The following is a 25,353-nucleotide window of genomic DNA, read 5'->3' as shown; positions in this document are numbered from 1 at the left end:
CCGGGCCTGATCGTGCGCATCTGGCGCGAGCTGATCGGCGACAGCCTGGCCACGCAAGGGCCCTTCCACCTGGCGGTCTGGGGCGGCCGCGACGCCGCCCGCGCGGTCGAGGTCGCCCGCCTGCGTTTCGGCGTCGCCCCGTCGCTGCGCCAGGTCGCCAAGCCCGAGGACGCGCTGGCCACCGCCCGCACCCCGGGCGGCGTCGCGGTCTGCACGCTCGCCCCCGACAGCGCCTGGTGGGGCCGCCTGCTGGCGCAACCGCAGCTGAAGGTGTTCGCGGCCCTGCCCTGCCTCGCGGCCTGGGGCCCGATGGCGGCGCTGGCGGTGGCTGAGGTCGAGGTCGAGCCGACCGGCGCCGACAACACCTTCTGGGTCACCGATGCGCCCGGCGCCGCGGGCGCCGTCGAGGAGGCGCTCAGCCGCGACGGTGTCGCCGCCACCCTGCTGGTCGAGGCCGGCGGCCTGAAGCTCTTCACCCTGGCGGGGTTCTACCAGGCCGACGATCCGCGCCTCGCGCGCGCGCCCGGCGAGCTCTCCGGCGTGATCGGGGCTGCACCCGGGCCGCTGGACGTGTAAGAGGGCGGTCCCCCTCCCCTGCCTAGCTTGCCGCCAGGCTCCACCACACGTCGCGTCACCATGTCCGAACAAGCCCCATCGTTAGACCGCGCCGCCGCCGCGCGACCGCTGCCCAAGCCGGGCATCCTGGACATCCACCCCTACGTCCCCGGCAAGGCCAAGGCCGAGGGGATCGCCGAGCCGGTCAAGCTCTCCGCCAACGAGAACGCGCTGGGCTCTAGCGCCAAGGCGCAGGCGGCGTTCGCCAGCGCCGGGCAGAGTCTGCACATCTACCCCGACCCGCGCGCCGGCATCGTCCGCGCCGCCATCGCCGAGCGCTATCGCCTGGAGCCCGAGCGGCTGATCTTCGGCTGCGGCTCGGACGAGGTGTTCCTGCTGCTCAACCAGACCTTCCTGGAGCCCGGCGACAACATGGTGCAGGGCGAGTTCGGATTCGCCGGCTTCGCCATCGGCGCCTACGCCTGCCAGGCCGAGGTGCGCCGCGCGCCGGAGCCGGGCTTCCGCATCGACGTCGACGAACTGCTGAAGTGCGTGGACGACCGCACGCGGCTGATCTTCCTGGCCAACCCGGGCAACCCGACCGGCACCTGGATCCCGTTCTCCGAGGTCCGCCGCCTGCACGACGCCCTGCCGCCCAGCGTGGTGCTGGTGCTGGACGGGGCCTACGGCGAGTTCGCCGCCGATCCCGGCTTCGATGACGGCCTCGACCTGGCGCGGACCGCGTCCAACGTGGTGGTCACCCACACCTTCTCCAAGTTGCACGGCCTGGCCGCCCTGCGCATCGGCTGGGGCTATGCGCCGGCCGAGATCGCCGAGGCGGTCGAGCGCATCCGCATGCCGTTCAACACCTCGATCGCAGCCCAGCGCGCGGCGGTGGCGGCGCTGGGCGACGAGGACTTCCAGCGCGCGTCCCTGGAGTTCGTCGACACCTGGCGCTCGTGGCTCGCCCAGCAGATCGGCGGGCTCGGTCTCGATGTCGTCGGCCCCTCGGCGGCGAACTTCGTGCTGGTGGCCTTTCCCAAGGCGCCGGGGCGCACGGCGGCGGAAGCCGAGGCGTTCCTGGCCTCGCGCGGCCTGCTGGTGCGCGGCCTCGGCATGTATGGCCTGCCCGACCACCTGCGGTTCACCATCGGCCTCGAGGCGCACAACCGCGCCCTGGTCGACGCGCTGGCGGACTTCCTCAAGCGATGAGCGCGGTGATCTACCCGAAGCTGGCGGTGATTGGCTGCGGCCTGATCGGCTCGTCGGTAATCCACGCCGCCCGCGCGTCCGGCGTCGTGGGCGAGGTCGCTGTCGCCGACGCCTCGCCGGCCGCCCGCGAGCGGATCGCGGCCCTGGGCTACGCCGACCTGGTCACCGCCGATCCGGCCGAGGCCGTGCGCGACGCCGACCTGGTCCTCTTCGCCGTGCCGGTGATGGCCATGGGCGAAGCCGCCCGCGCCGCCGCCCCGGCGCTCAAACCCGGCGCCACGGTGACCGACGTGGGCTCGGTGAAGGCCGCGGTCGGCGAGGCGCTGTCGCAAGCGCTGCCCGAGAGCTGCTTCATCGTCCCCGGCCACCCGATCGCCGGCACCGAGCAGTCCGGGCCCGACGCTGGCTTCGCCGAGCTGTTCCAGAACCGCTGGGTGATCCTCACGCCCCAGCCCCGCGACGACGCCCCCTACCGCGAGGCGGTGGCGCGGCTCACCGCCTTCTGGACCGCGCTCGGCTCCAATGTCGACGAGATGGACGACCGCCACCACGACCTAGTGCTGGCCGTCACCAGCCACCTGCCCCACCTGATCGCCTACACCATCGTCGGCGCCGCCGCCGACCTCGAGGGCGTCACGCGGGGCGAGGTGATGAAGTACTCGGCCGGGGGCTTCCGCGACTTCACCCGTATCGCCGCGTCGGACCCCACCATGTGGCGTGACGTCTTCCTCAGTAACAAGGACGCGGTGCTGGAGATCCTCGGCCGCTTCACCGAGGACCTGCAGGCGATGTCGAGGGCGATCCGCTGGGGCGAGGGCGACAAGCTGTTCGACCACTTCTCCCGCACCCGCGAGATCCGCCGCGGAATCATCGCCGCCGGCCAGGAAAGCGCCGAGCCGAACTTCGGCCGCGACCACCGCGCACCGGGACATCCGGACACAAAACCGCAATAGTTGCAGCGCCCCATCGCCGAAGCGACATCAAACGGGAGATTCCCCATGCGCTTCCTCGTCCTCACCGCGACTGCCGCCGCCCTCCTGATCGGCGCGGGCTCCGCCGCCGCCCAGCAACCCGCGCCGCCGCCGCCGGGCGCCCCTGCGACCCCGATGCCGTCGGCCGCCGACGTCCTCAAAATGTGGGACACCAACAAGGACGGGACGATCAGCAAGGACGAGTGGGTGGCCGCCGGCCGCCCCGCCGAGCGCTTCGACATGGTCGACGCCAACAAGGACGGCAAGATCACCGCCGACGAGCTGGCCGCGGCCATGGCGGCCATGCGCCAGCGCCCCGGCGGGCAGTAGCCTCACCCCATGGAGGCCGACCAGGAGCGGGCCGGGTTCGAGGCGCTGGCGGAGGCCGGCGCGGACGAAACCGATGCGGTCCGCGCCCTGGGCGCGCGGTTGAAGACCAGTCCGCAACCTGCCGACCTGAAGGCGTTGGCGGCGCTCTGGCTGCACGGCGCGGCCGCGGCGCCCGAGCGGGTTCCCGGCGTCTATGACGTGGTCGCCGAGGGCTACCTGGGCGAGCCGGTGGGCGGCCCCCCAGTCCCCACCGCCACAGCGGCCCGGCCCGAGCCGATCCCGCCCGCCTTCTGGGCCGCGCTCTGGTCGCTGCTGGACGAGCCGCGCGAGGGCCTGGGCGCGGTCAACCTGACCACCAAGACCGCCGCGCTCGCCGGCCTGATCTCGCCGGCCCTGCAGGCGCGCATCGGCAAGGCGGCGCTGGCCTATCCCGGTGTCCCCGCCGCCGTCGCCCAAGGCTATCCCAGGAAGTTCACGCTCGAGGCCCTGGCCCGCTGCCCGCGGGACTCGCTGGGCGGCGAGTTCCACGCACTGATCGTCGACAACGGCTTCGACCTGGAGGTGCTCGACCGCGACGCGCTGGGCCTCGACCGGCTGCCCCCGCCGCTCGCCTACCTCAACGCCCGCATCCTGCAATGCCACGACCTCTGGCACATCGTCGCCGGCTACCGCACCACCGCCCTGCACGAGGTGGCGATCTCGGCCTTCCAGCTCGGCCAGTTCGGCCACCACTACTCCTCGATGTTCCTCGGCATGGCCCTGGCCCGCGTCGCCTTCGAGCGGCCGGAGGGCGGCCCCTTGATGCTGCAGACCATCCTCACCGCCTGGGTCCACGGCCGCCGCACCACCCCGCTCCTGGGCGTCGACTGGCCCGCCATCTGGGACCGCCCCCTGACCGAGGTCCGCGCCAAGCTCGCCATCAGCCCCTACGTCTCCCCCTTCCCCGCCGATATCTTCGAGCAGCTGAAGGTGGCGGCCTAAGCTTGCACCGCCCAACATTCACCTCTATGGGTGAATGATGCTCGACGCGACGCTCGCCGCCCTGGCCGACCCGACCCGCCGCGCGATCCTGGCCCGGCTGGCGCAGGGCGAGGCGCGGGTGACCGAGCTCGCCGCGCCCTTCGCCATCTCACTGAACTCGGTCTCCAAGCACATCCGCATGCTCGAGCGCGCCCGCCTGGTCACCCGCCGCATCGAGGGACGCGACCACGTCCTCAGCTTCAACCCCGAGCCGCTGGACGAGGCGGAACGCTGGATCGCCGGCCAGCGCGGCCTCTGGGCCCACCGACTGCGGGTGCTCGACGACATCCTGAAGGAGCCATCATGACCCAGCCCTCCACGACCAGGGCCACCGCCACCGTCCGCGCCACCCACCGCTATGACGCAGCCCCAGAGCGGGTATTCGACGCCTGGCTCGACCCCAAGATCGCCGGCCGCTTCCTGTTCGCCACCCCCACCGGCCAGATGGTCAGAGCCGAGATCGACCCACGCGTCGGCGGCAAGTTCAACTTCACCGACCGCCGCCCGGACATGGGCGACGTCGAGCACGTCGGTTCCTACATCGAGATCGACCGCCCGCGGCGGCTGGTCTTCGACTTCGCCGTCCCGAAATACGACCCGACCCTCACCCGCGTCACCATCGACATCGCTCCCGCCGGCGCCGGCAGCGAGCTCACCCTCACCCACGAGGGTGTCTTCGAGGAGTACGCGAAGCAGACCGAAGGCGGCTGGGCGATGATCCTGGGCGGGCTGGAAAAGGCGCTGGCCGCTTAAGGCGTGCAGACCACGGCGAAGGTATAGCCGGGCATGGCCGCGGCCGGGCCGGCGAGGCCGGCCGCTGCGGCGGTCTTGTAGGCCACGCCGTTCTCCTCGAGGAACGACTGCAGGATCGTCACCGGCACGGCGAAATTGACGTTCTGCGGGAAGACGCCGGTCGCATCGACCAGCTTCAGCTCGTCCAGCTTGGCGGCGACGACGCCGATCAGGGCGCCGTTGGCGTCGATGACCGGACCACCGCTGTTGCCGGGCTGGATGGGCGCGGAGAGCTGGAAGAGGCCGCGGTCGCCCTGCGGGCCGCTGAGCCCGCTGACCACGCCCGTCGTGATCTTCAGCCCCGAGCCGAGCAGCTGGCCCAGCGGGTAGCCCGCCGCCGACATGGTCTCTCCAAGCCGCGGTCCGCGGGCGCGCAAGGGCACGTACTGGCCGCTCGCGCCGGGCGCCTTCAGGATGGCGAGATCGGCCCGCGGATCGGCGGCCAGCACCTTCACCACGCCCCAGCGCGGGGACTCCAGGCGGCCGCAGCCCTTCACCACGTGCGCCGCCGTCACCGCCACGCCGTCGGCGCTGATGAAGAAGGCCGAGCCGCTGCCGCCGGCCGAGGCGCGCTCGCGCGGTCCGTCGTTCGAGGCCTGCGCCAGGTCGGCGCCCTTGCCCCACCAGCCGCGCTTGCCGTTGGAGCAGTCGATCACCGCGTCGAGCGCCTGCTCCAGGCCGCTGTTCTCGACATCGACGGCCAGCGCGACCCGGCGATCTACGCTGACGCGGATGGCCTTGGCCAACCGCAAGGCCGCCAGGGCGTTCTTGCCCATGTAGTCGTCGAAGTAGAGGCTGTCCCCCTCCTTCCCGAAGGTCGGCTCGAAGTTGAACACATAGGCTTCGGTCTCGAAGACGCCTTGGCGCCCCTGGCGCAGACGCCCTTGGACGGTGACGCCGAACGTGACCTCGCCTTGCGTGGCGATCAGGGCGAACATACCGCCGCCCTTGACCGGAACCGAGGCCATGCACCGGCCGCTGTTGCGGCCGTCACCGGCGCCGACGCTCCAGAAGCCCTCCTTGGCGAGAACGGCCTTCTCCTCGGCCGTCCCGACCGTCGGCGCGAACGCCACCGCAACAACGGCGAGCCACGCCGCTACACTCCGAAAACCTTGCATCGCCGCCCCCTCCGGATCGGATCCCGGGGCGCGTCTTGCCATGCAACCCTGAATATCCGCTTAGCCGAATGCTACCTGACGCTTAACCGCTGGGGGTGTGGCTGTAAAGAACAAAATGAGAACAGCCGTTCCGCTCATCCCCGCGAAAGCGGGGTGGAGAGGAAAGCGCTGACCCCCTCGATCGCCTCGACCAGCCCCACGCGCTGCAGCTCCACCCCCTCCGGCAGGCCGCTGAACAGCCGGGTCGGCGAAGCCGGGTCGAGCATCACGAAGCAGCCCTTGTCGTCGGCCCGCCGGATCAGCCGCCCAAAGGCCTGGGCGATGCGCCCGCGGGCGACGGCGTCGTCGTAGCCCTTGCCGCCGAACCGGGCGCGGCGGGCCTTGTGCAGGATGTCGGGCCGGGGCCAGGGCGCGCGGTCGAACACCAGCAGCCGCAGGCTCCGCCCCGGCACGTCCACCCCGTCGCGCACCGCGTCGGTGCCCATCAGGCAGGCGTCCTCCTCCGCCCGGAAGATGTCCACCAGCGCGCCGACTTCCAGCCCGTCCACGTGCTGGGCGTAGAGCGCGATCCCCTTGTCGGCGAGGGGCGCGGCGATCTTCTCGTGCACCGCGCGCAGCCGCCGGATCGCGGTGAACAGCCCCAAGCCCCCGCCGCCCGCGGCCAGGAACAGCTCGCGCATCGCCGCCGCCACCTGGCGCGGATCCTCTCGCCCCACGTCGGTGACCACGAAGCAGCGCGCCTGGTTCGCATAGTCGAACGGCGAAGCGAGCTTCAGGGTCTTCGGCCGCTCCGGCAGCCGCGCCGCGCCGGTGCGCATTTCCGCCAACGCGAACGGGTCGTCCAGCGTCGCGTCGGCCAGGGTCGCCGACGTCACCAGCACCCCGTGCGCCGGCGCGATCACCGCATTGGTCAGGGGCTCGGTCGGGTCCACCCAGTGCCTGCGGCAGGCCGCGTCCACCACCCGCCCGTAGAGGAAGGTCGCGTCGAACCAGTCCACGAAGTCCGGGTCGTCCTCGGCGTCCTCGTCGATGGCCCGCAGCATCGAGCGCCAGGCCGGCAGTGTCATCCGCGCCCGCCTATCCAGGCCCCGCAGCGCCCCCTCGATCCGCGCCCGGTCCGCCGTGGTCAGGGTCGCCGCCTCCGCGTCCAGCACGTCCTCCAGCTGCCGCGCCAGCGCCACCAGGGGCGCCTCGATCTTCGCCAGCCCCTCGGCCGCCGCCCGCGCCGTCGCCCGCACCAGGTCGAGCGCCGGCCTGGCCGCGCACTCCATCCCGACCTCGCTGGGCGCCGCCCGCGCCCTCAGCTGCTCCAGCACCGCCACCAGGAAGTGCTCCACCGGCCCCAGCGGGTTCACCTCCCCGTTCGGCGGCGCGATCCGCCCCGACCAGCCCTCGCCCGGCAGCGCGGCGGCCGCCCGCGTCGCCTCGATCAGCGCCCCCTTGGCCTCGTCGTGGTCGCCCAGCACCTCCATCAGGCGCGCTTCCAGCCCTCGACCGCGTCTTCCACGCCCCTCCGGCCCCCGGATCCAGCGCCGCAGCTCCGCGGCCTCAGCCCCCGACAGCGCCGCGGCGAACGCCGAGTCGGCCGCGTCGAACAGGTGGTGGCCCTCGTCGAACACGATGCGCTTGAGCTGCGTCGTCTCCCCATCCGCCTTGCTCCCTCGCGCCGCCCGCGCCCCGTCGAACGCCGCCTGGGTCAAAACCAGCGCATGGTTGGCGATCACGATGTCGGCCCGCCGCGAGCCGCGGATCGCCTTCTCCACGAAGCAGGTCCGATAGTGCTGGCAGCCCGCGTGGATGCACTCGCCCCGCCGGTCCACCAGGTTGGCCGGCGAGGCCTGCGACGCCGGCCCCACGGAAAACAGCGTCGGCAGCCAGGCCGGGAAGTCGCCGCCGGTCATGTCGCCGTCGCGCGTGGCTCGGGCCCAGCGCGCCGCCAGCCCCATCCCCACCAGGTCGCCGCCGCCCAGCTGCGCCGCGTTCACCGCCTCCTGGAAGTTCAGCAGGCACAGGTAGTTCTCGCGCCCCTTGCGGACCACGGCCTTCTTCGCCCGCACCTTCGGATCGGGATAGATCGCGTGGCTCTCCCGCTCGATCTGCCGCTGCAGCGCGCGGGTATAGGTCGAGACCCACACCGCCGGCCCGTTGGCCTCGGCCCACAGCGAGGCGGGCGCCAGGTAGGCGAGCGTCTTGCCGATCCCGGTGCCGGCCTCGGCCAGCATCATCCTGGGCTCGCCCTCCTTCTCCCGCGGCGAGAAGGCGAAGGCCGCCTCCGCCGCGAACTCGGCCTGCGCCGGCCGCGCCTCGTCGAGCCCAGAGCGCGCCAGCAGCTCCGCCAGCCGCGCCGCCGCCGCCGCGGGCTCCACAGGCTTCGATCCCGCCTCCCCCGGCGGCGCCTCGGCCTCCCACTCCGGCAGCCGCGCCCAGGCGTCGAGCCCCGAGGTGCGGAACATGTTCCCCACGGGCGCCGAGCGCAGCGCCCCAATCGCCGCCGACCCCCACGGCCAGCCGCCCCGCGCCAGCGTCTCGGCCACCGCCAGCGCCTCCTCGCGGCTAGGCTCCGGCGCCGCCGCCAGCTCGGCCAGCAGCAGCCCGCACACATCGCGCAGCGCCACCGCCTGCGCCGCAGCCCCCTTCGGCTCCGGCAACCCCAGCGCCTGCGCCAGCCCCGCCGCCGACGGCGCACAGAACCGCCCCGGCCGCACAAACGCGAACAGCTCCAGGGCGTCGAAGATCCGCGGCGAGCGCGGCGGCACATGCACCCCCAGCCGCCGAGCGGTCATCGCCGCATGGGCCACCAGCACCGGCCACTGCTCGAACAGGTCGCGCGCATCGGGGGCGCGCAGCGCCTGCGGGCCGGTGGCGTCCGCCACCGCCGCGCGCGGTCCGGGCAGGACCACCAGGGCCGGGGCGAGGTCGAGGGTGGCGGGGGCGACAGTCACCCACGATAGCTAGCGGGATTCAGGGCGGAACGGAATGGGAACCCGCGCCTAGCGCACCTTCATCAGCCCGTTGTAGACCAGCTCGTAGGCGTCCGAGCCGGCCAGCACCTGTCCTCGGAAGGGCTTGTCCATGTCGATGATGAGGAAGATCACCAGCCCCAGGAACATCGACAGCACCGCCGTCAGGATGGCGTGGACGTTGACCTGCATGTCCAGCATCCAGATGATCCCGATGGAGCAGGCCGCCCCGATCAGCAGCACCGACCACAAGAGGTTGGGGATGCCCGTGGTGACCTTGACCAGCCGGTTGCTGCGCAGCTCGACGAGCTTTTCGAACTGGCCCGCGGCCTCGGCGTAGGCGATCTCGTCGACCTTGACGGTGGGATGCACCGCCAGCAGGTCCTTCTGGAAGATGTCGATGCGGTCGGTGCCACCGCTGGGGACGCGGCCCAAGGCCTGCGTCGGCCAGTCGTGCTCGATGGTTTCCTTTGCGTATTCGCGCAGGTCGGTGAGCAGGCGCGTGCGCTGCGGCTCGGGAAGCGCGCCGGTGTCGCTGTAGAGCGCCGCCAGGGTGGAGGCCTCCCGCTCGACGAGGTCGCTGGCGGCGGCGTAGTTGGCGTAGACGCCGACCGCCACCAGCCCCAGCAGGATCCCGTAGAAGACCGAGAAGCTGGCGATGTTCAGCGACACCATCTCATTGGTTTTGTCCCGCCCATGGATCCATTTGTGGAACATCGGCCGCACCAGGAACATGCCGGCGAGGCTGCCCAGCGTGGCCACCACCGCGAACAGCAGGCCCATGACCCAGGTCGGGTATTCGTAGATCCAGAAAAACATGACGGTTCGCCCCCAATATCCCCAGTCGGCCCGGCGCTACGGCTAGTGTGCTGGATCTGAAGTTCGCCCGATTGTCGGACAAACCTTGGAGTGAACTTCAGATCCAAGAATGCACACTAGAAACACTCACTTGCTAGTGTCCTTATCGATTCCGAAGTTCGCTCAGAGTTGGCCGCAAGCGCAAGCGAACTTCGGAATCGGGACACTAGCGCGCGGGACCCTCTTCGATCCGTCGACGGCCGCGCCGCAGCATCGCGCCGGCGGCGCCCATGCCTAGAACCAGCATCGCCCACGTGGCCGGCTCGGGTATCGCCGCCGGCGCGGCCAGGGTCCCGGTCAGCCGGGCAGGCGCCAGCGGCGGACCCGGCGGCGTCACCGGCGGCGGCGTCACGGGCGGCGGCGGCGGAATGATCACGGTGACCGGCGGGACCACCGGCGGGTCCGGCGGGATCACCGGCGGGCCGGGCGGGACCGGCGATGGCGGCGTGACCAGGGCGACCGACTGGAACGCCCCCGTCACGGGCGAGCCCGGCGGGCTCGGCGGCGGCGGCGGAGTGGGCGGGTCCGGCGTGTTGGGCGTCGTGCGCGGCGGCGACGGGCTCTGCGGCGAGCCTTCACGCCCCTGGCCCGAGACGGGCGCGCCCAGCCCGGTCGGCGCCCCCAGCCCATAGAAGCCGTTGTTCGGCGGGTCCGGCGGCGGGTCCGGGAGCAGCGCAGGATTGCCCGGTTGCAGATGGGACAGCAGGACCACCATCGGCGGCCCTTCCGCCCCCGGCAGGGCCGTATCGTCGCTGAACCCCACGAACATCAGGCCGGCGCCGATCCCGCCGGACCGCTCGGGCTTGTGGCGCAGCCTTCCGGCCGGCCCGAGCATGGTGCTGTTGACCACGGCGACGACGCACGCGACGGCGATGACCCCCATGATCCCCAGATGTCGCATGACGCATCGCCCCAACCCCGCCCCGGTCAACAACCGGGGACGGGCCCGCCAGAAATATAGTTAACGAAAGATAAATAACACCGATTTATTTACGCGGTATCCGGTTCGCTCCTGCCGCGATTCTCGCCGGGAATTTCGGCTGCCGGCGACGGCGCACCGGGAAATACGGGGACACAAGACTCAACTCGGCGAGGGTGCCGCCCGTGCTCCCTTCCCCCTGCGGGCTACCGGATTCACATATCTCTAGAACGGTTGCGAGATCAGTGTCTTAGGTGAACGGGCCTTCTCCCCTTGTGGGAGAAGGTGGCCTGCGAAGCAGGTCGGATGTGGGGTCGAAAGCCCTATCCGATCTGAGCGTGGGATTCGCGCCGAGAAGGGAGCGCGACCCCACATCCGTCAGCCTTCGGCTGCCACCTTCTCCCACAAGGGGAGAAGGGCCCGCTCCTCGGCAACCGCGGAGATGTGTGAATGCCGTAGCCCCTGCGGGGAGGGGTCGGGGGTGGGGGTGGGGGTGCAGGCTGTGACTCCGCTGCTTCGGCCCCGTAAAGCCGAGCCGACACCCCCACACCCAAACCCTCTCCCCAATTCTCCCCTTTCGGGGGAGATGGCGCGGAGCGCCAGAGGGGGCCGGGCCTGTGGCCCGGTGGGGGAGAGGGCTTCCAATGGGTCGCCTTCAAGGCCCGGCCGGTGCGACCGATCAGGCCGTCAGCTCACGCGCCGCGATGGTGTAGCGGAAGCTGTCCGGCGCCAGCTCGTCGAAGCGGCCGGCGTCGTTCTGGCCTTGCGGATACATCAGGAAGGGCAAGGTGGACTTGGCCCCGCTGCCCGGCAGGCGGATGTCGTGCGCGGTGTTCCAGCCCACCCAATTGCCCTCCCAGCTTCCGAACAGGGCCTTGTTCACCGGCGCGATCAGCGGGTTCCTGGCGTCCCGTATCCACTCGGGCTTTTCCTGGCGCATCACCTTCAGCACATCGGCCGGGTCCATCGCCACCCAGCCGTACTGGCTCAGGTAGACCTCGGCGCGGCAGTGCTGCGCGCCGGTCAGCTTGGCGGGATTGCCGCCGAGCTCGCGGTAGCCGAAGGCGCAGGGCGCCACGCGCAGGCCGTAGACGTCGCGGGCCGGCACGCCGACCGAACGGCACATGGCGACGAACAGGGCGCTCAGGTCGGCGCACTTGCCGCCCAGGGCGCCGGTTTCCAGCATGACCTTGATGTCGCCCGTGCCGCAGCCGCGGGTCTTGGGCTCGCGATAGGTATTGGCCACCATCCAGTCGTAGAGGGCGCGCACCTTCTCCACGTCGGTCGTGGCCCCTTGCGTGGCGGCCAGCGCGGTCTTGCGCACGACGCCGTCCACCGGCTGCAGCTCGGTCGGCCCGAGATTGGCCTTCAGCACCGCCGGGTCTTCGTGCGCCACCCCAGGGGCCGCCAAGGACTTGGACCAATCCACGGCGCGGCCCCGCGTCTGCACGCGGCTCACCAGCGTCAGCGTGGGCGCGGTCTCGCCGGCCTGGAATTCGGCGTGCAGCATGCGCAGCCCCGCCTTGCGGTCGGAAACCAGGCGGGCGCGCGCGGCATTGCCGGTCCAGCTGTCGCCGAGGCTGCGCTGGTAGTCGTTGTTGAGGTCGGGCACGGGCAGCCACAGCTGGGTGGCCCCCTTCGCGTCGGCCACGGCCACGGTGGTGGTGACCTCGAACCTGCGCCAGGCGCCGACCTGCGGCGCGAAGCGCGGCTCGGCCCCAGGCGCCTGGGCGCGGGCGGTCAGCGGCAGGGCCTGTGCGACGGCGACGGCCACGCCGGTTTGCAGCAGGGTGCGGCGGTTGGATTGGTTCATGGGGGGTACTCCATCGCTGTCACAATGGCAGGTGACCTTCAGGGTTTCATGGCGCTGTTGTTTCCACAGGCGGGATGAGCGGGCGCAAGCTGGTTCGGGGACACAATACCGTATTCCCACCGACGGGCCGAGCCCACTTCAGCGGGCTTTCCCACCCTTCGCCGCCGTGGCACGCTCCGGTTGAGTCTTGGGGGGTGGTGGATGTCGAGGACGCGCGTCGGCGGCGTGATCGTGGCGGCGGTGCTGCTGGGGGCGGCGGGGGCAGCGCCCCCCAAGCCCGGCTACTGGGCGGAGCGGCCGACGCCGGCCGAGCTGCTGGCGTCCTGGCCGGCAGCCTTGACGCACGACCCCACGGCGCAAGCGGCGATGCGCTGCAAGGCCCGCGCGGACGGCTCGCTCGAAGCTTGCAGTATCCTGCTGGCGCGGCCCGCCGGCGCGGACCTCGGAGAAAGCCTGCTTTCGATGGCGCCCAGGTTCCGCGTGAACATGAGGGCCGCTCACGCCCCCGCGGCCGGCGACGACGTCGAAGTCTTCAACGATCCGCCCATCAAGTACGACAAGACCCCCGACTGGCTGCGCAAGCCGACCTCGCGTGAGCTCATGAGCGTGTGGCCGAAAGGGGCCGAGCGAGGGGGCAAGGGCATTGTGAACTGCCTCGTCAGCCTGCAAGGCGCGCTCTTCGGCTGCACCGCCCTTCGCGAAGAGCCCAAGGGGTCTCACTTCGCAGCCGCGGCGCTCGCGCTGACGCCGCAGTTGCTGATGACGCCTGGGGTGATCGACGGCAAGCCGGCCGTCTCACCCGTCAACATTCCGATCAACTTCGTGGTGCCCGGGGGCGGGATGCTACCCTTCGGCATGTGGGGCGGCGCCGACATGACGAGCGCCACAATGGCCTGGCCGCAGGCCCCCAGCTACGCCGACGTGGTGGCCGCCTATCCCGCGAAGGCCCGCGCAGCGAAGCTCGGCGGCCGCGCCACGCTCAGCTGCGAGCTCGACAAGCTGGGCGGCGTTGGCCACTGCACCACGCTCGCCGAGGAGCCGAAGCACGAGGGCTTCGCCGACGCCGCTCGGGTGCTGGCCAAGCAGTTCCGCGCCTTCCCGACGGGATCGGACGGCAAGACCGTCGCCGGGGTCCGGCTCCAGCTTCCGGTGGTCTTCGACCCGGCCACGCTGGGGGGCGGTCAGCCGGTCATCGGCAAGGCGCAGTGGGCGGGCCTACCCAGCGCGGAAGAGACCAACGCCGCCTTCGGCACGCTGGCGGTCGCCGGCACGACGCGGGTGAGGCTGGCCTGCACTGTGCAGCAGGGTGGGTCGGTCTCGGATTGCAAGGTCGTCATGGAGGATCCGGCCGGCCAGGGCGTCGGCCAGGCAGCGCTCAGCCTAGCGGGGCACTTCCGCCTGACGACCTGGACCGCCGAGGGCTTGCCCACGGTCGGCGGCACGATCAACATCCCGTTGCGCTACGAGCCCGGGAAGGCCGAGCCGAAGGGCTGACCTGCTGCCGGCGGCGCCGGGAAAACGGGCTCAACTCCCCACGCCCGCCTCGCGCCCCTTCCACTGCAGCACCGGTTCCGCCACCTCCGGCTCCGCCCCGCCGCGCGGGGTCAGCGCCGCCTGCAGGCGGGTCATCTGGTCGAGGAGGGCCGGGACGCCGTGGGCGGACATGACGATGCGGCTGGCGGTATAGACCCAGCGGCGGCTATCGTCGTCGGGGGCGGCGCCGTCCTTGCGCACCACGTCGAACTCCATGCGCAGCTGGTGGCCGTCGAAGGTCATGAAGCGAAGCTCGTCGACGAACACCTCGGCGATCTCGGGCACGTCGACACGGCGCGGTTGCGGGCTCTTCATGGAACCTCCTTCGCCCGACCGCAGATCAAACGAGCTTGGGCGCGGTTGGGTTCAGCGCGCCGCTCAGGCCTGGGTGCCCCGCCAGCGGAACGCGGCCAGCGGCAGGGCGCGGGCGGGCGCGCCTTGTGCGGCCGCGACCCAGGCGCGGCCCGCCTCGAAGGCCACCACGCGGTAGATCGGCAGGCCGCCCGCGTCGGCGGAGACCATGTCGCCGACCTTCACCGGCTCTTCGGCGGCATGATCCAGCAGGGCCCAGTCCACGGTCATCGTCATCACCTCACGCGCCGCCGGGTTGGGCGGGTCGTGGGCGAGCTTGCGCGCCCCGGGATGAGGCGAGGCTGAGCCAGGTGTTTAGGCGCCGTTCAGGTGGGCTTCCTTCCCCAATTAGATCGTCATCCCCGGGCTTGTCCCGGGGATCCATACGCACCGAAGGCCCAGGCAAATTCCCGGCCTCGGGGTTTATGGATGGCCGGTACAAGACCGGCCATGACGAGCGAAAAGAGGGGGAGCGCGCCCCCTACCCCGCCAGATGCCCGATCGCGGCGGCGGCCCACTGCCAGGCCGCCGAGTGCGCCACCGGGACTATGGTCACCTGCAGCAGCAGCATGATCGCGCCCCCGATCAGGTAGACCGGGTGCGGCCGGCCCCGCGTGCGCCAGTCGTAGATCATCGCCGCCACCAGCAGGATGTCGCCCAGCAGCCCGGCCGTCACCGCCACCATCAGCGGCGGCGCGCCCACGTGCGGCAGGCCCGCGGGCCAGGGCGGCGCGTTCGGATCCGGCGCCGGGGCGAGCAGGCTGAACCAGCGCGCGATGGGCGCGCCCAGCATCGAGATCGTCATCAGGAGGATGAGCCGCTTGTGCGTCTCGGAATCCTTGAGCTTCACGATGGCCAGGATGAACACGGGCACGAAGAAGAGGAGCGCGCTCATGGTCACCCAGGCAAAGGCCTTCACGTCGTGGGCCGTGCCCGGCGGCTGGCCCGGAAGCGAGGCCTGGGCCACGCGCATCGACACCACGGCGGTGATGATGAAGGTCATCGCGGTGACGATGGCGATGCCGAGCATCCCCCAGCTGCGGTGGGCCAGCGTCCGCCCGGTCGCCACCAGCCAGGTCTGGGTGAAGAAGAAGGCGACCCACGAGAACAGCACCAGCCCGTGGATGTGGACGATCGGCTCGGCCTTGAACCGGCCCTGCGCGATCGGCAGGAAATAGGTCGGCATGAAGCCCACCACCGCGATGGCGAGGCACGCGCTCGCCATCCAGACATAGAACCTGCGCGAAGACCCGACCCCGGCCCGCGTCCCTAGAACAGCTTCCGCCACAGCGGCCTCCCCCGAGTTGCGCCTGCAGGTAGAGTGCCTGAGATCACACCGCATCGCAAACCACGTTCGGTGAAATTCGATCGCCGGCGCCCTCTACGCATCCCCCTACTTCCCCGCCCCCCGCGCGTCGGCCTCCTCGCGCCGCGCCCCGGCCAGGATCCCCGGCAGCGAGTAGTTCCCCTCGTGGCAGGCGTATTCGTAGATCGGGCCCTTGGAGGCCTGGAACACCATCTGCGCCCGCCAGGGCCGGGTGTAGGTCTTCGGGTCATCGACCGTGAACTCGTAGAGCAGGGTGGCCGGGCCCGTGCGGCTGAACCGCTCGGTGACCTTGGCGTCGGCCGAGATCAGCATCCCCATCGGCGTCTTGAAGGCGTCGCCGGGGTTGAAGTTGGTGGTCTCCACGACCAGGCTCTCGCCCTCCCAGCGGCCGATGCTGTCGCCCAGCCAGGGGCGGATGTGGGCGCCCGGGTGGGCCGCGTTCAGCCGCACGATGCGCACGTCGTGGACGGCTTCCATGTGGATGGCGACCGCGGCCTTGGTCTGCACGATCTGGTACTCGTTGCCGTAGGGGCTGTTGAGCATCGGCGGCCCGGCCGCGGCCCAGCCGGCGATCAGGCAGCGTTCGGAGACCGTGCGGGTCTCCGGATTGTCCGAGTCCGAATGGGCCTTGGCCTGGCGGGCGCGGGCGGCCTGGCCCTCAGCGCTGTAGGGCAGCCGGCCGTCGGGCGGGTCGACCAGCCACGAAGTGCGCGCCTTGCCGTCGATGCGGGCGAGCCTCGCGCCAACGGTCCAGAAGCCGGCCTCGGTCTGGCGCCCGCCGATGTCGTCGATGTCGGTGTTGGCGAACTCGTCCGGCCGGCGCTGTTCGTAGGCCCGGGCCTCCGCGTCGCTGACGGTCAGCGTGGCGAAAGCCTTCGGCCGCTCCAGCTCGGTGAGCGAGGTGCTCGTCCAGAGCCCGCCCAGGTCCGGATGCCCCTCGGCGTCCCGCGGCGCCCGGTAGGGTCCCGCCTCAGCCACCCCCACCGACAGGACGAGGGCCAAGACCGCCAGAAGCAGGTGGATGCGCATGTATCGACGGTATGCGGCCTCCCGCGCCAGTCAAGCTTCCCGCCTCTCGCCCGATCCCGGCGAAAAATGTGAACAGCGAATTTTTGGCCGCAGGGGGCCACGGGCTTAAGCTGCGCAGTTGGGCCCGGACCTCCTCGGCCCCCGGTCTTTCTCAAGGTGCAAGTGCGCGGGTATGGCCCCTTGGGGCCGGACGTCTTGTTTCGAATGAAGGCCCACGCGGCGGCCGTCAAGGTAGCATTTACCTTGACGGAACAACCACCGATTGCGCGCGGTCGCGGCTGGAGTATGGTGACCGGACTAGGGGCCAGGGGCGTGGGCTCGGTGAAGCGCTGGGTTGCGAGTGCGTGGGTCGAATGGGCGCGGCAAGCGCCGTCCGCTGCATTGGCGGTCGGGCTGGGCGGGCTGATCGTCCTGGCGCGCGTCGCCCTGCAGGGCGCGCTGGGGCCGGCCTCGCCGTTCATCCTGACCTTGCCCGGAGCCATGATCGCGGCCTTCGTCGGCGGCTTCTGGCCGGCGATCGTCGTCTCGGTGCTGGGGCTGCTGGTCGGCCAGTGGGCGCTGCAGACCGGCGGCGCCCCGCCGCTGGGGCCATTGGGCGCGGCGATCTTCACGGCTATCGGCGTCATCATCGCGGTGGCCGGCGGCATGCGCAAACGCGGCCTGAAGCAGGCCGCGGCCGACGCCGAGCGGCTCGACGACATGCAGCGCCGGCTGGCCGGCGTCGCCAGGCTGAACGCCATGGGCGAGATCGCCGCCACGCTGGCCCACGAGCTCAACCAGCCGCTGACCGCCATCGCCAGCTATGCCGGCGCGGCCCAGCGGCTGGTGGAGCGCGACACGGGGCAATCTGCGAACCTCGGCGACCTCTTGGAAAAGGTCACCGGCCAGGCCGCCCGGGCGAACGAGATCATCGCGCGCATCCGCGGCTATGTGACCAAGGCTGAGCTTTCGCCCGCGCCACAGTCGCTGTCGGAGATGTTCGACGAGGCGCTGGCCGTCGCCGCGGCGGGCGCAGGCCGCAAGGTCGTCGTGCGCCGCGAGTTCGACACCGCGGCCGACCGGGTGCTCGCCGACCGCGTTCAGCTGCAGCAGGTGATGGTGAACCTCATCCGGAACGCCGTGGAGGCCATGGCCGAGGCGCCGCGCGCGGAGCTGACCCTCGGCGGCCGCGCGGGCCCGGCGGGCTTCGTCGAGGCCTGGGTCTCGGACACCGGCCCCGGCCTGCCGCCGGAGCTGGCCGAGCGGCTGTTCGAGCCCTTCGTCAGCGGCAAGGCCGACGGCATGGGCATCGGGCTCTCGGTCTGCCGCAGCATCGTCGAGGCGCACGGCGGCGGGATCCGCGCGGAGCCCGCGCCCGGCGGCGGGGCGGCGTTCCGCTTCACGCTGAGGCGCGCGCCATGAGCGGCGGCGGCCTGGTGCACGTGATCGACGACGACGACGCGGTCCGCGACTCGCTCGCCATGCTGCTGTCGAGCTCGGGCTTCGCCGTGTGCACCTATCCGTCGGCCGAGGCCTTCCTGGAGCGCCTGGAGCGCCTCCAGCCCGGATGCGTCGTCACCGACGTGCAGATGCCGGAGATGAGCGGCCTGGAGCTGCTCCAGCGGCTCAGCGGGCGGACGAGGGACTTCCCGGTGATCGTGCTGACCGGCCTCGCTGACGTGGCCATGGCGGTGGAGGCCTTGAAGAACGGCGCCTCGGACTTCATCGAGAAGCCCTTCGACGGCGGCGTCCTGCTGGCCGCGGTGCAGGCCGCCCTGGCCAGGCTCTCGCAGGACCAGGCGCGGACCGGCGCGCTCGCCGACCAGGCGCAGCGCTTCGCCGCCCTCTCGGCCCGCGAGCGCGACGTGCTGACCGGCGTCGTGGCGGGGTCATCGAACAAGGAGATCGCCCGGGCGCTCGGCATCAGCCCGCGCACCGTGGAGTCCTACCGCGCCAACATCATGATGAAGACCCAGGCGACCAGCCTGTCGGAGCTGGTGCGCATGGTCCTGGCGGCTGGGGCTACGGCCTAGCCGCGGACCTGCCCGTCCAGCGCCGTCCGCACCGCCGAGACGATCTCGTCGGCGCCGAAGGGCTTTTCGATGAACGCCGCGGCGCCCGCCGCCATCGCCTCGGCCGCCAGCGCCGCCCCGGCCCGCCCGGTGGTCACGATCACCGGAAGCGGCACCTGCAGCGCCTTCAGCCGGCGCAGCAGCTCCACCCCGCTCATGTCCGCCATGTGCACGTCGGTGATGATGCAGCCGGGCCCCGCCGGCGGCAGGTCGTCGAGCAGGGCCTGCGCCGAGCCCTCACTCCGCACGGCCAGGCCCTCGACCGCGAACAGCACGCTCAGCGAGTCGCGCACCGCCTCGTCGTCGTCGACGATGTAGATCACGGGATTGGGCGCCATCGCGCGATCGTCGGCCTCAATTGCATCGGGGGTTGGGCGGGAAGCCACCGGAATCGCCACTCTTAGCCCCGTTGCGGGGCCTTGGAACTCCGGTCGATCCCCTCCGGGAAACTACGGAGGCGGTCCGGCGTTTCCCGCCTGTCCGGCGCGACGCGATCGCAGCGGGGCCTTGATTGCGGAAGGCCTTGATTGCGGAACGTCGTTCGTTACGACTGTAACGTAGGGCGGAACCGCTGGGGTTTTGGGGGAGGGATGGCGCTGGGTGTTTCCAAGGTGACCGCCGCCCCGCTGGTGAGCATCATCGTCGTGGCCTACCGGCAGGAGCGCTACATCCGCGCCGCCGTGCGCAGCGCGCTGGCCCAGACCTACACGCCGCTGGAGATCGTGCTTTCCGACGACGGCTCGCCGGACCGCACCTTCGAGATCATGCAGGAGGAAGCCGCCGCCTACCGCGGGCCGCACAAGGTGATCCTCAACCGCAACCCGACCAACCTCGGCGTGGCGGAGAACTACAACCGCGCCGCCAGCCTCGCCTCCGCAGACCTGATCGTGGTCCAGGACGGCGACGACATCTCGCGGCCGGACCGGACCGCCAAGCTGGCGCGCGCCGCCCAGGAGCCGACGCCCGTCGACATGGTCTGCTCGCGGTTCTCGATGATCGACGACGCCGGCCAGGCCCTCCCCGAATGGCCGCTCCCGCCGGTCGCGCCCCTGACCCTTGAGGACGCCCTCAGGCAAGGGTCGATCAGCGCCGCCGGCTGCGCCTGCGCCTATTCCCGGTCGCTCTGGACCAAATACGGGCCCATGGAGCGGGACGTGTATCAGGAGGACGTGGTGCTGCCGTTCCGGGCGCTCCTGGAACGGGGGATCCGGGTGGTGGACGAGCCCTTGGTCGAATACCGCGTCCACGACGGCAATCTCTTCGTTGGACGCCCACCGCCCCGAAGCCGCGAGGACCGACGGCGCCGGGCGCGGAACTGGGCGGCGATCTCCCACGACTGGCGGCGTTCCTGGACGCTATCGGGGCGCGAGCCCGCCGCGTTCGAGCGTCAGTTTCGTCAGCTGTTGAAGCATCGAGAATACGACGCCGAGTGCTACGACCGCTCCCGCGCCTACGCCCTGCTGACCGCCCTGCGCGGCCTGGCGGAGGGGCTGACGCTTCGCAACTCCGCAGGCCTCATCCGCCGGCACGTCCTGCGCCTCGCCCAGCCGCTGCGTGAGAAGACCCGGTGACTGTCTATTCAACCGACAAGCGAGCAACGTCGAGCTTAGCCGGCCGGTTTGCCAGGTTGGAACCAAGCCGGATTGTGTTCCGAGCGGGGCCTTGCGCAAGTTCTGATGTTTCGATTTCGCAACACCATGATATCTAGGATTGAGGGATGGTTAACGCCGTCGTGACGGAGCGGCCGGCGTCAGTTGTGGGTGCAAACGTCCATGCTCGACAACGGTCAGCTTCTGCCCGATCGGGTTTCGGCCCCCAAGACGTCGCCCTCGTTCGCACGCCTCGTCGATCTGCAACTGATCGAGAGCGACACCGGCACGCTCGGCGTGGCCGACGCGGCGACGCACATCGGCTTTCCCGTCCTCAGGACCTATTTCCTGACCGGCGTGCCGAACGGCAAGGGCCGCGGCGGTCACGCGCACAAGACCATGCGGCAGTGCTTCATCTGCCTGCGCGGACAGGTGACCATAGTCGTGTCGAGGTGCGCGGAGAGCCTGAAGTTCCGGCTGACCGACTATTCCGAGGCGCTGGTGGTGGATCCCGGCTGCTGGCGCGACCTCTACGACTTCTCTTCCGACGCCCTGCTCCTGGTGCTGGCGTCTCAGCCCTACACCGAGCGCGACTATATCCGGGACCATACGGAGTTCCTTGAATGGGAGCTGGCGGAGAGCGAGGCCAGTGTCCCGTTCATCGATCTGGCGAGACAGGACTCCGACCTGCAGAGCGCCGTCGCCGACGCGGTGCACGAGGTCATCCGCTCGGGCGTCTACATCGGCGGACCGCAGGTGGCCGAGTTCGAGGCGCAGTTCGCCGAATACTGCGGCGTGGCGCATGCGGTGGGCGTCGGCAACGGGCTGGAGGCGCTCGCCCTTACCCTGGCAGGATGGGGCGTCGGACCCGGGGACGAAGTCATCGTGCCGGCGCACACCTTCATCGCCACCGCGCTCGCCGTGGACAGGGTGGGCGCGGTTCCGGTGCTCGTCGACGTCGAGGCCGACACCGGGCTGATGGACCCGGCCTTGGTGCAGGCGGCCATCACGCCGCGCACGCGGGCGGTGATCCCGGTCCACCTCTACGGGCAGCCGGCCGACATCGACGGGATCCGCGAGGCCATCGGCGGCCGCGACATCAAGATCCTGGAGGATGCCGCCCAGGCGCACGGCGCGTTCTACCGGTCCCGGCGCTGCGGGGCGCTCGGCGATGCGGCCGCCTTCAGCTTCTACCCGACGAAGAACCTCGGCGCCCTCGGCGACGGCGGCGCGGTGGTTACCGACGATCCGGCCCTGGCGGCTGCGGTGCGCCGCCTCGGCAACTACGGCGGCCTGCGCAAGTATGAGCACCAGGTGATCGGCGGCAATTCGCGGCTGGATCCCATGCAGGCCGCGGTGCTGTCGGCGAAGCTGCCGTCGCTCGACCGCATGAACGCGCGGCGCGCCGAACTGGCGAGCCTCTACCTGGCCAACCTCGCCGACCTCCACGGGCTGGCCCTGCCGAAGACCCACGCCTACGCCCAGCCGGTCTGGCATGTGTTCGCCGTACGCTGTGAGGGCCGGCGCGACGAGCTCTTCCGCTTCCTCGCCGCACGGAACATCAACGCCAACATCCACTATCCGGCCGCCATCCATCAGCAGGCCTGCTACGCGGGCCGCTGGCCAGGCCAGTCCTTCCCGGTCGCCGAGATGTGGGCCCGGGACGTGCTGAGCCTGCCGCTGGACGGCGCCCACACCAACGCCGAGATCCTCGCGGTGATCGAGGCGGTCACCGACTTCCTGTCGATCCCCCAGCACGCCTAGCACCCGGTCCAGAGGGGGGCGCATCCGCCATCGCCAACTACGACGACAACCAGCACGCCCAGAACGAGAACCTGCGACTCGGCAACCTGTGGGACGGGATCGAGGTCTACGCCGGGCTGATCGCCGACCTGAACTGGTAGGCGCCAGGAGGATTGGGCCCTCAGCGTTCTGATGGTCGATGGCCCCTAGGCGGGCGGAGGCCGCCACGGCGCGCCGGGATCATCTGCGACGCGATGCGGCTCATGGGTCATGGCTGGACCTGGAGCGGCGGTCGAGAGTCCTGCATCGCCCCCCTCCCTTCCGGTCAGCGATGGATCGCTAAATCGTTGGCGATCATCGCTTCCACCCCTCTCGCTTCGCGTCGGGGAGAGGAGATTGGGAGCCTCGATGGCCCAGTCCTCGTCCTGCCAGAGGCTCCAGTCCGGAGTGACGCCCAGGTCGCGGCAGATGCGGGCGACCAGTTCGCCGATCGGGCGGTCGGCGAAATCGGCGTCGTCGTAGTCGGTCTCGAGGCGCTCGGTGAGATCGTAAAACAGGTTTTCGGCGTCGCCGTCGCCGGCCTCGGCGTCGAGCACCCGCTCGACGGCGGTCCTGACCTTGGTCTTACGCCGCTCGACGTGGCGCGCGGCGCTCGCCGCCTCGGCCGTCCGGCGCGCCTCGGCGAGCCGGGCCTCCAGCGCGAAGGTCTGGCGTACGGCGCGCGCGATGCGGGCGAAGACCAGGCCGACGCGCTCATCGACCGCGCCGTCCGGGTTCGCGGCGGCCTGCTCGACAGCCTGCCGCCGAACCATCCGCGCCAGCTCCATCCCGATCTCGCCCAATTCCGCGAGGCCGCGCAGATGGCGCGCGGTGCGCGCCTCGGCGGAGTCGTCCGGCTGGGTGTCGGGGGAAGGGTGCGCCTCGGCCATGAACAAAACGAGAACACCGGACGGGCTGAAAGTCAAGAAAAAGCGTCGTCATCGCCCGGTCAGTGCTGAGCCGCGCGGAACCTCAGCGGCATGGTCTTGGGGCCGGAGATGAAGTTGGACGGCAGCCATTCAGGCTCGGCGGCCACCTCGAACCCCGTCATGCGGGTCAGGACCTCGGTCAGCATGGCGTCGATCTCGATGCGGGCGATGTGCTGGCCGAGGCAGCCGTGCGGCCCGGTCCCGAAGGCGATGTGCGGGTTGTCGGCGCGGGCGAGGTCCAGCGTCTCGGGGGCTTCGAAGACCTCCGGGTCGCGGTTGGCGGCGCCGAAGTACATGACCACCTTGTCGCCCTCGCGGATCGGCTGGCCGGCCAGCTCGACGTCCTTGCGGGCCGTGCGGCGCATGTAGATCACCGGACTCGTCCAGCGCAGCAGCTCCTCGCGCGCCGACGGCAGGCGCGCCGGCAGATCGGCCATCAGCCAGGCGAACTGATCGGGGTGCTCCATCAGCGCCAGCAGGCCGCCGGAGAGCAGGTTGCGGGTGGTGTCGCCGCCGGCGTCGACCAGCAGCAGGAAGAACAGCAGGAACTCCATGTCCTCCAGCCGCCGGCCATCCACCTCGCAGGCCAGCAGCTTGGAGGCGAGGTCGTCGGCCGGGCGCGCACGCTTTTCGGCGATCACGCCTTGGCCATATTCGAACATCTTGGCGACCGCCGCCCCGCCGGCTCCCGGCGGCAGGGCCTCGGGCGCGGTGTGGATGGTCTCGGTGAGCTTGTAGAGCTCGCGGCCGTCCTCCAGCGGCAGGCCCATCAGCTCGGCGATGACGAAGGACGGCATCTCGCCGGCCACCTCGGCCACGAAGTCGCATTCGCCCCAAGAGCCGCTGGAGCGACCGATCACGGCGTCGACGATCTGGCGGGCCAGGGCCTGGATGCGGTCTTCCCGCAGGCGCGCGGCGGGCAGGGTGAACTCCTGGCGGATCAGCTTGCGGAACGCGGTGTGCTCCGGCGGATCCATCATCAGCATCATCTTGTAGGGGCCGAAGCCCTGCCCCTCGCCCGGCGGCGGATCGGGGATCAGGATGGACGGCTCCGAGGAGAACGCCTGGAAGTCGCGGTCCACGGCCCAGACGTCGGGGTGGCGGGTCACCGCCCAGAAGCCCGGGCCATTCGGTTCGTCATGCCAGCGCACGGGCGCGTGTTCGCGCAGCCAGCGGTACTGCGCGTGCGGCTGGCCGTCCGCGAAGCTCGCCGGCGACAGGAGGTCGATCTTCATGGTGTCTCTTCCCGCGCGTTTCCTGAAGGCCGATTGGGCGCGCCTTGACGATGCGGCAGGCAAGCCCGCGGCGCCAGCGGCGAGGCGCCGCCTAGGCGCCCGGGGGCCATGGTGGTAGCTGGCGGCGCATGTCCCGATCTGCCCTCCTCCCCGCCCTCGCCGTCAGCCTGGTCTGCGCCGCCACGCTGTCGGGCTGTCTCACGCCGCCCGCAAAGCCGGCGCCCAGCTCCGCGATCCTGCAGGCGCGCGCCGGCCAAGGGGCCAAGCCCGCCGCCTGCGCGGTGGCCGATTTGGCAACCGTTTCGCCGGTCAACGTCGGCTTCGGCTTCGAGGCCACTCAGGTCGATGAGGTCGCACAGCGGAGGCTGACGACCGCCGCCGACTGGCTCAAGTGCAATCCCGGCGTCGAGGTAGTGATCAAGCCGGCCGCGGACAGCCACGGCACGCCTGCGCACCAGGAGCAGCTGGCCCAAGCCCGCGCCACGGCAGTGGTCGAGCAACTGCGCGCCATGGGCGCGACCCAGGCCGTCATCCGGACGCTGGCGGCGGGTGCGGCCGATCCGGTCACCGCGCCGCACATGGTTATCGAGGCCCAGGGCCGCGGCTGGTAGGCCCCGCCCGGTCGCCGCACTACCGGTATTAGGGCGCAAAAGCGGCAGGCTGGCGTATCCCGCCGCCCGAACCTCGTCCTCCAACCCGAGGCTCGTGATGCCCATCGCCCGAAGCGCAGCAAGCAGAAGCCACTCAAACTGGACGACTAGCCGCAATCCCTACGATTGCTCTGCCCGCTGATCGGTGAGTTTGAAATCCGACGATTTGCCGTTCCGAATGGCAACCTTGAGGACCGCCCGCGTGGCGTTCTCCTGATCCGCGAGCAGGATCAGATTGAAGGTCGTTCCCTCGTCCAGCGCCAAGGCGGTTGGCGCTATGTCAAAGTTTAGCTTCCAAGACCCACGGCGACTGATTTCTCGCGTCATAA

General features: G+C 71.0%; 26 protein-coding genes. 13 read left to right on the top strand and 13 right to left on the bottom strand.

Annotated features, from left to right (window positions below; genetic code table 11):
• The 7 genes from JWP28_RS04120 to JWP28_RS04090 form a co-directional block, all read left to right on the top strand.
• Positions 1-576, top strand: a 576-nt coding sequence (locus JWP28_RS04120; RefSeq protein ID WP_299540267.1) for a chorismate mutase, incomplete at its 5' end; no start/stop codon positions are given.
• A 60-nt stretch (positions 577-636) separates the two neighbouring features.
• A complete protein-coding gene (locus JWP28_RS04115; protein WP_299540265.1) occupies positions 637-1,767 on the top strand; it encodes a histidinol-phosphate transaminase in 1,131 nt (376 codons plus the stop codon).
• On the top strand, positions 1,764-2,720 hold the full coding sequence (locus JWP28_RS04110; protein ID WP_299540264.1) for a prephenate/arogenate dehydrogenase family protein: 957 nt from the start codon (positions 1,764-1,766) through the stop codon (positions 2,718-2,720). Before JWP28_RS04115 ends, JWP28_RS04110 begins: the two co-directional genes overlap by 4 nt.
• Positions 2,721-2,765: 45 nt before the next feature.
• Complete coding sequence (locus tag JWP28_RS04105; protein ID WP_299540261.1) at positions 2,766-3,068, top strand: EF-hand domain-containing protein; 303 nt, start codon at positions 2,766-2,768, stop codon at positions 3,066-3,068.
• Positions 3,069-3,077: 9 nt separating this feature from the next.
• Entirely contained in the window at positions 3,078-4,049 is a 972-nt protein-coding gene (locus JWP28_RS04100; protein ID WP_299540259.1) for a Coq4 family protein, read from the top strand.
• A 34-nt stretch (positions 4,050-4,083) separates the two neighbouring features.
• Positions 4,084-4,395: a metalloregulator ArsR/SmtB family transcription factor gene (locus JWP28_RS04095; RefSeq protein WP_299540256.1), complete on the top strand. Its 312-nt coding sequence runs from the start codon at positions 4,084-4,086 to the stop codon at positions 4,393-4,395.
• Positions 4,392-4,841, top strand: coding sequence for an SRPBCC domain-containing protein (locus JWP28_RS04090; protein ID WP_299540254.1), 450 nt, complete (start codon positions 4,392-4,394; stop codon positions 4,839-4,841). The genes JWP28_RS04095 and JWP28_RS04090 overlap by 4 nt, the downstream gene beginning before the upstream one ends.
• Here JWP28_RS04090 and JWP28_RS04085 read toward each other — a convergent pair.
• The 5 genes from JWP28_RS04085 to JWP28_RS04065 all read right to left on the bottom strand — a co-directional run bounded on the left by JWP28_RS04085 (position 4,838) and on the right by JWP28_RS04065 (position 12,548).
• Positions 4,838-5,998 carry a serine protease gene (locus JWP28_RS04085; protein WP_299540251.1) on the bottom strand — a complete coding sequence of 387 codons (1,161 nt, stop codon included), beginning with the start codon at positions 5,996-5,998 and terminating at the stop codon, positions 4,838-4,840. The genes JWP28_RS04090 and JWP28_RS04085 overlap by 4 nt on opposite strands.
• 134 nt (positions 5,999-6,132) lie before the next feature.
• On the bottom strand, positions 6,133-8,940 hold the full coding sequence (locus JWP28_RS04080) for an ATP-dependent DNA helicase (protein WP_299540249.1): 2,808 nt from the start codon (positions 8,938-8,940) through the stop codon (positions 6,133-6,135).
• 48 nt (positions 8,941-8,988) lie between these two features.
• The gene (locus tag JWP28_RS04075) at positions 8,989-9,777 is read right to left on the bottom strand and encodes a DUF4239 domain-containing protein (protein WP_299540246.1); all 789 of its coding nucleotides are present in this window, start codon (positions 9,775-9,777) and stop codon (positions 8,989-8,991) included.
• Positions 9,778-9,982: 205 nt separating this feature from the next.
• The gene (locus JWP28_RS04070; RefSeq protein WP_299540243.1) at positions 9,983-10,717 is read right to left on the bottom strand and encodes a PEPxxWA-CTERM sorting domain-containing protein; all 735 of its coding nucleotides are present in this window, start codon (positions 10,715-10,717) and stop codon (positions 9,983-9,985) included.
• A 697-nt stretch (positions 10,718-11,414) separates the two neighbouring features.
• The gene (locus JWP28_RS04065) at positions 11,415-12,548 is read right to left on the bottom strand and encodes a transglutaminase-like domain-containing protein (RefSeq protein WP_299540240.1); all 1,134 of its coding nucleotides are present in this window, start codon (positions 12,546-12,548) and stop codon (positions 11,415-11,417) included.
• A gap of 201 nt (positions 12,549-12,749) precedes the next feature.
• Here JWP28_RS04065 and JWP28_RS04060 point away from each other — a divergent pair, with 201 nt between their 5' ends.
• The gene (locus JWP28_RS04060; RefSeq protein ID WP_299540238.1) at positions 12,750-14,042 is read left to right on the top strand and encodes a TonB family protein; all 1,293 of its coding nucleotides are present in this window, start codon (positions 12,750-12,752) and stop codon (positions 14,040-14,042) included.
• Between the two features lie 30 nt (positions 14,043-14,072).
• On the opposite strand, the gene JWP28_RS04055 is transcribed toward JWP28_RS04060, so the two are convergent.
• From JWP28_RS04055 to JWP28_RS04040, 4 genes are all read right to left on the bottom strand, one after another.
• On the bottom strand, positions 14,073-14,396 hold the full coding sequence (locus tag JWP28_RS04055; protein ID WP_299540235.1) for a hypothetical protein: 324 nt from the start codon (positions 14,394-14,396) through the stop codon (positions 14,073-14,075).
• Positions 14,397-14,459: 63 nt separating this feature from the next.
• Positions 14,460-14,663 (bottom strand): hypothetical protein, encoded by a 204-nt coding sequence (locus tag JWP28_RS04050; protein WP_299540232.1) that lies wholly within the window; start codon positions 14,661-14,663, stop codon positions 14,460-14,462.
• Positions 14,664-14,913: 250 nt separating this feature from the next.
• Entirely contained in the window at positions 14,914-15,657 is a 744-nt protein-coding gene (locus JWP28_RS04045; RefSeq protein ID WP_299540229.1) for a hypothetical protein, read from the bottom strand.
• A 168-nt stretch (positions 15,658-15,825) separates the two neighbouring features.
• A complete protein-coding gene (locus tag JWP28_RS04040; RefSeq protein WP_299540227.1) occupies positions 15,826-16,788 on the bottom strand; it encodes a hypothetical protein in 963 nt (320 codons plus the stop codon).
• A gap of 285 nt (positions 16,789-17,073) precedes the next feature.
• Between JWP28_RS04040 and JWP28_RS04035 the strand changes: the two genes are divergently transcribed.
• Positions 17,074-18,189, top strand: a complete 1,116-nt coding sequence (locus JWP28_RS04035) for a PAS domain-containing sensor histidine kinase (RefSeq protein WP_299540224.1) — start codon at positions 17,074-17,076, stop codon at positions 18,187-18,189.
• On the top strand, positions 18,186-18,800 hold the full coding sequence (gene fixJ, locus JWP28_RS04030) for a response regulator FixJ (protein ID WP_299540221.1): 615 nt from the start codon (positions 18,186-18,188) through the stop codon (positions 18,798-18,800). The genes JWP28_RS04035 and fixJ overlap by 4 nt, the downstream gene beginning before the upstream one ends.
• Here fixJ and JWP28_RS04025 read toward each other — a convergent pair.
• On the bottom strand, positions 18,797-19,177 hold the full coding sequence (locus tag JWP28_RS04025) for a response regulator (protein ID WP_299540218.1): 381 nt from the start codon (positions 19,175-19,177) through the stop codon (positions 18,797-18,799). The genes fixJ and JWP28_RS04025 overlap by 4 nt on opposite strands.
• A gap of 252 nt (positions 19,178-19,429) precedes the next feature.
• Between JWP28_RS04025 and JWP28_RS04020 the strand changes: the two genes are divergently transcribed.
• Positions 19,430-20,410 (top strand): glycosyltransferase, encoded by a 981-nt coding sequence (locus JWP28_RS04020; protein WP_299540215.1) that lies wholly within the window; start codon positions 19,430-19,432, stop codon positions 20,408-20,410.
• 201 nt (positions 20,411-20,611) lie between these two features.
• A complete protein-coding gene (locus JWP28_RS04015) occupies positions 20,612-22,192 on the top strand; it encodes a DegT/DnrJ/EryC1/StrS family aminotransferase (RefSeq protein WP_299540212.1) in 1,581 nt (526 codons plus the stop codon).
• A 185-nt stretch (positions 22,193-22,377) separates the two neighbouring features.
• Here the strand turns inward: JWP28_RS04015 and JWP28_RS04010 are convergent, their stop codons facing one another.
• Together JWP28_RS04010 and JWP28_RS04005 are read right to left on the bottom strand one after the other, a co-directional pair.
• A complete protein-coding gene (locus JWP28_RS04010; RefSeq protein ID WP_299540210.1) occupies positions 22,378-23,100 on the bottom strand; it encodes a hypothetical protein in 723 nt (240 codons plus the stop codon).
• Between the two features lie 59 nt (positions 23,101-23,159).
• Positions 23,160-24,374, bottom strand: a complete 1,215-nt coding sequence (locus JWP28_RS04005) for a cytochrome P450 (protein ID WP_299540208.1) — start codon at positions 24,372-24,374, stop codon at positions 23,160-23,162.
• A gap of 128 nt (positions 24,375-24,502) precedes the next feature.
• On the opposite strand from JWP28_RS04005, the gene JWP28_RS04000 reads away from it, so the two are divergent.
• The gene (locus JWP28_RS04000) at positions 24,503-24,985 is read left to right on the top strand and encodes an OmpA family protein (RefSeq protein WP_299540206.1); all 483 of its coding nucleotides are present in this window, start codon (positions 24,503-24,505) and stop codon (positions 24,983-24,985) included.
• A gap of 159 nt (positions 24,986-25,144) precedes the next feature.
• Here the strand turns inward: JWP28_RS04000 and JWP28_RS03995 are convergent.
• Positions 25,145-25,353: hypothetical protein (locus tag JWP28_RS03995; protein ID WP_299540204.1), on the bottom strand; the 209-nt coding region annotated here is incomplete at its 5' end.

This window comes from Phenylobacterium sp. (assembly GCF_028290885.1).
In the GTDB taxonomy this organism is placed as follows: Bacteria; Pseudomonadota; Alphaproteobacteria; order Caulobacterales; family Caulobacteraceae; genus Phenylobacterium.
The sequence above is the reverse complement of the archived record's forward strand: the minus strand, read 5'-3'. Positions and strand labels throughout refer to the sequence as shown.

What these genes read in the sequence shown, in the direction of transcription:
- JWP28_RS04115 (WP_299540265.1), top strand. Translation starts at nt 637, where the DNA reads ATGTCCGAACAAGCCCCATCGTTAGACCGCGCCGCCGCCGCGCGACCG.
- JWP28_RS04110 (WP_299540264.1), top strand. Translation starts at nt 1,764, where the DNA reads ATGAGCGCGGTGATCTACCCGAAGCTGGCGGTGATTGGCTGCGGCCTG.
- JWP28_RS04105 (WP_299540261.1), top strand. Translation starts at nt 2,766, where the DNA reads ATGCGCTTCCTCGTCCTCACCGCGACTGCCGCCGCCCTCCTGATCGGC.
- JWP28_RS04100 (WP_299540259.1), top strand. Translation starts at nt 3,078, where the DNA reads ATGGAGGCCGACCAGGAGCGGGCCGGGTTCGAGGCGCTGGCGGAGGCC.
- JWP28_RS04095 (WP_299540256.1), top strand. Translation starts at nt 4,084, where the DNA reads ATGATGCTCGACGCGACGCTCGCCGCCCTGGCCGACCCGACCCGCCGC.
- JWP28_RS04090 (WP_299540254.1), top strand. Translation starts at nt 4,392, where the DNA reads ATGACCCAGCCCTCCACGACCAGGGCCACCGCCACCGTCCGCGCCACC.
- JWP28_RS04085 (WP_299540251.1), bottom strand. Translation starts at nt 5,998, where the DNA reads ATGCAAGGTTTTCGGAGTGTAGCGGCGTGGCTCGCCGTTGTTGCGGTG.
- JWP28_RS04075 (WP_299540246.1), bottom strand. Translation starts at nt 9,777, where the DNA reads ATGTTTTTCTGGATCTACGAATACCCGACCTGGGTCATGGGCCTGCTG.
- JWP28_RS04070 (WP_299540243.1), bottom strand. Translation starts at nt 10,717, where the DNA reads ATGCGACATCTGGGGATCATGGGGGTCATCGCCGTCGCGTGCGTCGTC.
- JWP28_RS04065 (WP_299540240.1), bottom strand. Translation starts at nt 12,548, where the DNA reads ATGAACCAATCCAACCGCCGCACCCTGCTGCAAACCGGCGTGGCCGTC.
- JWP28_RS04060 (WP_299540238.1), top strand. Translation starts at nt 12,750, where the DNA reads ATGTCGAGGACGCGCGTCGGCGGCGTGATCGTGGCGGCGGTGCTGCTG.
- JWP28_RS04055 (WP_299540235.1), bottom strand. Translation starts at nt 14,396, where the DNA reads ATGAAGAGCCCGCAACCGCGCCGTGTCGACGTGCCCGAGATCGCCGAG.
- JWP28_RS04050 (WP_299540232.1), bottom strand. Translation starts at nt 14,663, where the DNA reads ATGACCGTGGACTGGGCCCTGCTGGATCATGCCGCCGAAGAGCCGGTG.
- JWP28_RS04045 (WP_299540229.1), bottom strand. Translation starts at nt 15,657, where the DNA reads ATGGCGAGCGCGTGCCTCGCCATCGCGGTGGTGGGCTTCATGCCGACC.
- JWP28_RS04040 (WP_299540227.1), bottom strand. Translation starts at nt 16,788, where the DNA reads ATGCGCATCCACCTGCTTCTGGCGGTCTTGGCCCTCGTCCTGTCGGTG.
- JWP28_RS04035 (WP_299540224.1), top strand. Translation starts at nt 17,074, where the DNA reads ATGGTGACCGGACTAGGGGCCAGGGGCGTGGGCTCGGTGAAGCGCTGG.
- fixJ (WP_299540221.1), top strand. Translation starts at nt 18,186, where the DNA reads ATGAGCGGCGGCGGCCTGGTGCACGTGATCGACGACGACGACGCGGTC.
- JWP28_RS04025 (WP_299540218.1), bottom strand. Translation starts at nt 19,177, where the DNA reads ATGGCGCCCAATCCCGTGATCTACATCGTCGACGACGACGAGGCGGTG.
- JWP28_RS04020 (WP_299540215.1), top strand. Translation starts at nt 19,430, where the DNA reads ATGGCGCTGGGTGTTTCCAAGGTGACCGCCGCCCCGCTGGTGAGCATC.
- JWP28_RS04015 (WP_299540212.1), top strand. Translation starts at nt 20,612, where the DNA reads ATGCTCGACAACGGTCAGCTTCTGCCCGATCGGGTTTCGGCCCCCAAG.
- JWP28_RS04010 (WP_299540210.1), bottom strand. Translation starts at nt 23,100, where the DNA reads ATGGCCGAGGCGCACCCTTCCCCCGACACCCAGCCGGACGACTCCGCC.
- JWP28_RS04005 (WP_299540208.1), bottom strand. Translation starts at nt 24,374, where the DNA reads ATGAAGATCGACCTCCTGTCGCCGGCGAGCTTCGCGGACGGCCAGCCG.
- JWP28_RS04000 (WP_299540206.1), top strand. Translation starts at nt 24,503, where the DNA reads ATGTCCCGATCTGCCCTCCTCCCCGCCCTCGCCGTCAGCCTGGTCTGC.